At 67.6% G+C, this 2,925-nt stretch carries 4 protein-coding genes and 1 tRNA gene; 2 read left to right on the top strand and 3 right to left on the bottom strand.

Annotated features, from left to right (window positions below; translation table 11 throughout):
- A partial coding sequence (locus AC08OQ_RS10995; protein ID WP_476612024.1) for a hypothetical protein occupies positions 1 to 202 on the top strand: 202 nt, incomplete at its 5' end.
- 83 nt (positions 203 to 285) lie between these two features.
- A complete protein-coding gene (locus tag AC08OQ_RS10990; RefSeq protein WP_462187051.1) occupies positions 286 to 1,002 on the top strand; it encodes a response regulator in 717 nt (238 codons plus the stop codon).
- Positions 1,003 to 1,079: 77 nt separating this feature from the next.
- Here the strand turns inward: AC08OQ_RS10990 and AC08OQ_RS10985 are convergent.
- The 3 genes from AC08OQ_RS10985 to AC08OQ_RS10975 form a co-directional block, all read right to left on the bottom strand.
- Positions 1,080 to 1,155: transfer RNA gene (locus AC08OQ_RS10985), tRNA-His, on the bottom strand.
- Between the two features lie 209 nt (positions 1,156 to 1,364).
- Positions 1,365 to 2,171: an oligoribonuclease gene (gene orn / locus AC08OQ_RS10980; RefSeq protein ID WP_476600685.1), complete on the bottom strand. Its 807-nt coding sequence runs from the start codon at positions 2,169 to 2,171 to the stop codon at positions 1,365 to 1,367.
- 14 nt (positions 2,172 to 2,185) lie between these two features.
- Positions 2,186 to 2,662: a hypothetical protein gene (locus AC08OQ_RS10975; RefSeq protein WP_462187053.1), complete on the bottom strand. Its 477-nt coding sequence runs from the start codon at positions 2,660 to 2,662 to the stop codon at positions 2,186 to 2,188.
- Positions 2,663 to 2,925 lie beyond the last annotated feature (263 nt).

Here is a 2,925-nt window from a genome sequence, read left to right as displayed (position 1 = left end):
CTGGTGCTGCTGGCTCGCGTTGGTCGCCGGGGTTGTTGCCAGGAGGAAACCCGGCGCGACTCGCCGCGCGAACATGGTCATATGCGGGTGGGTGGCAGCGTCCACCGCGTACTATTTCCGGCATGTCGGATGCGTTTATCGGGCGAGATGGCGGCACCACTTCGGCGCCGTCACGACCTCGGGTGTGTACTTCATCACGTAGAGTGGGATGGTGTCCGAACCATCTTTCGTGCGCGTCCGGGTTGCCGCCACTCGGACGATTCGATCCTGATTCCCGGATGTGTGATGACGGCCAGTGTCGTGCCGCCGTCGGCCGCTGAAGCCGACTCCGTCGAGGGCTCCGCGCCGATCCGGGTCCTCGTAGTAGATGATCATGAGTTGTTCCTCCAGGGCCTGCAGACGGTCCTGGAGATTGAGGAGGACATCAGCGTCGTCGGCCGGGCCGGTGACGGTCAAGAGGCTCTGACCTTGGCCTCCGGGACGTCGCCGGACATCGTCCTGATGGATGTCCGGATGCCGGGCCGGGACGGGATCGCCGCGGCGGGTGCCATCAAACGTGCTGTTCCGCGCACTCGTATCGTGATGCTCACGGTCTCGGACGAGGAGTCCGACCTGTTCGAGGCGATCAAGGCGGGTGCGGTCGGGTACCTGCTGAAGTCGATTCCGCCGCACGAGGTGGCCGACGCGGTGCGGGCCGTCCACAATGGGCAGAGTCTGATCAGTCCTTCGATGGCATCGAAGTTGATGGTCGAGTTCGCCACGATGGCCCGTGGTACCGAGGACCGTCCTCGGGTGCACGCCCCGCACCTGACCGCGCGAGAACTCGAGGTGCTGAAGCTGGTCGCTGAGGGGCGCGCGAACCGCGAGATTGCCCGCAAGCTGTTCATCAGTGAGAACACGGTCAAGAACCACGTTCGTAACATCCTGGACAAACTGCAGCTGCACTCGCGGATGGAAGCCGTGATGTACGCGGTCCGCCAGGGGTTGTTCGACATCGAGTGAGCCCGGCGGGGCCGCACGGCTGCCGCGGTGGGCCTCCGTCCGCCACCCTGCGGGGCCTGGTCGGCGGGATATCGCTCTGGGGTGGGTGACGGGACTTGAACCCGCGGCCACCGAGACCACAACCCGGTGCTCTACCAGCTGAGCTACACCCACCAGAACCTGGCTGCCATGCCGAAGGAGGACACCCGGCCGGACCGGAGATCCTCCGACCGGTGCGAATCCGGGATGTTCCGAATCCGGGATGTTCCACCCGCGCCGCCTGACCAAGCGAAGCTATCGTACCGGTCCGCGCCACCGGATGGGCAAGGGGGTTACCCCGGTCATGCTGGCCGCGCTCACCGCACTGGCCGCGCTCGCCGAGATCACTGCCCGTTCAGGCGGGCGGTGGAAGATCCCCCGCTAAGCCGCGCGGGTGAACCGGCCGGGTCGTCTGGTTGCGGGTGCTCGGAGCCTCCGGCGGTCAGGGCGGCCAGCGACGCATCGGCCTGGTCGCGGATCTCGGCGGCGATCGCGCGGGCCTGCTCGGTGCCCGGCCCCGGCTGGGGGACGAACACGGCCCGTCGGTAGTAGCGCAGCTCCTCGATGCTCTCCTGGATGTCCGCTAGGGCCCGGTGGCCGCCGCGTTTGACCGGAGCCGCGTAGTAGGCCCGCACGTACCAGCGGCGGGCGAGCTCCATGATCGACGAGACGTCGATCATGCGGTAGTGCAGGTGAGCGTCCAGTGACGGCAGGTAACGTGCGAGGAAGGTGCGGTCCGTGGCGATCGAGTTGCCGCACAACGGGGCCTTGCGCACCTCGGGAATCCGGGTGCGGACGTAGTCGAGGAGCTGGCGCTCCGCGTCGGCGAGGGACAAGGTGGAGGCTTGGACGGCGGCGGTCAGGCCCGAGGCCTCGTGCATCTCGCGGACGACCGGCTCCATGGTCTGCAGCGCCTCCTCCGGCGCCGAGATGACCAGGTCGATGCCCTCGTCGAGGATGTTGAGCTCACTGTCCGTGATCAAGCAGGCCACTTCCAGGAGTAGATCCGACGCGGCGTCCAGGCCGGTCATCTCGCAGTCGATCCACACCAGTCGATCCATCCCGCTGACACTATGGTCTGCGGTCGCCGTCGTCACGTGCACCCTCGGGTTCTCATCGGGATAGCTGAGTGCCTGCTCCGCCGAGATCATCTTACGGTCCCTGTTCAGTTACTGACGGTAAAGCTGATGGAGATCTGAGTGTTCCCGGCTCCGACCAGGATCGCGGTCAGGGTGTACAGCCCGTCCGGGACCTCGGAAGTCTGCCATCCGCCGGGATGCGGCGTGAACAGGTACGGCGGGCCGGGGAGATCCCGCCGGTACGGCCCGATCGGTCCATTCAGCACGTACGTCAGGGTGCCAGCGTAGCCCGTCGTCTCCACCCGGATGGTGCGGAATCCCGAGATGGTCTCGCCCTGGTGGATGCCGGCGAAGGTGAACGGCGCGACGGACATCGTCGACGACGGCGTGGGCACGGCGCCCGGGCCGGGCCGGGATGGACGACCGTCGGGTGCGGGGGATGCCGCCGGGGCCGGACCGGACCGGGGTTCCTGGCTGTGATAACTGAACACCAGGATCGGCATCAGGACCAGGGCAGCGAAGAACAGCGCAAGACCGACCCAACCCCGCCTGAGGGCATCCACGCTGCCTGCGTCCCTCCGCCATGCCGCCCATGGGTTCGGGTCACTTTAATAGGCGGGGATGTGACCGACTCCCGCGGCCTGGGACCGACCGGGATCGAAGCGCGCAGTCGGGCAGGGGGAGGGGGAAGTGGGCCGACAGCGGGTCGACGGGCACGCCTGCCGCCGCGGCGTCGGACCGGCACGGGTGGTCCGGACCGGCACGGGAGACGCAGCCGCTTGTCGATGCGGCTGCCGAGGGCAAGACGGCCTAGATCTGTCTTCCG

It is taken from the genome of Frankia sp. CcCS3, assembly GCF_977927575.1.
The sequence above is the reverse complement of the archived record's forward strand: the minus strand, read 5'-3'. Positions and strand labels throughout refer to the sequence as shown.